The sequence below is a fragment of the Pseudomonas sp. 43(2021) genome (genome assembly GCF_017490805.1).
In the GTDB taxonomy this organism is placed as follows: domain Bacteria; phylum Pseudomonadota; class Gammaproteobacteria; order Pseudomonadales; family Pseudomonadaceae; genus Aquipseudomonas.
This window is the reverse complement of sequence record NZ_JAFGYJ010000441.1, coordinates 1-466: the sequence shown is the minus strand read 5'-3', so window position 1 is coordinate 466 and position 466 is coordinate 1. Positions and strand designations below refer to the sequence as shown.

The window sequence follows — 466 nt, the reverse complement described above, 5'->3', positions numbered from 1 at the left end:
AGAAAATGCAACGAAACGCTATCCACCGTCCGGATCACATGCTCATGACGGCTGGACGGCAAACCGGGATCGGCGCCCCCAGGCCAGCGAAATGGCGCGTCCTGGAGCGCCAGGAACATGACTGGCCGGCCGTCGATAAGCTTTTGCAAAATGGCGTCAAGCAGGGCAACCACAAAGCCCGGGGCGAAATGACCGTCCGGGTAATGCCTGCGCAGTTCAGTCAATGCGAAATGCTCCAGCGCCTCGAGCAACGTCATCTGGCTGTTCAAGCGCTGGTCGATCATCACCTGCCAGCGCGTGATGCGCAGCAGGATCTCCTGCACCGACCCCGTAGACGCAGCGGCTATCGGTGGTTTTTCTTCTACAGTCCCTTGTTGATCCGCCATGTCGTCCAGCCTTTTGTCGCGTAGAGATGAGCGCTCACTCTATTTGCCGACAAAAGTGCTCAGGCCATACATATGTATAT

1 protein-coding gene is annotated in these 466 nt (G+C 57.3%); it reads right to left on the bottom strand.

All coding sequences use genetic code 11. The features are described from left to right. On the bottom strand, positions 1-386 hold a 386-nt coding region (locus J5M71_RS28060; protein ID WP_207838853.1), incomplete at its 3' end, for a hypothetical protein. Positions 387-466: the final 80 nt, after the last annotated feature.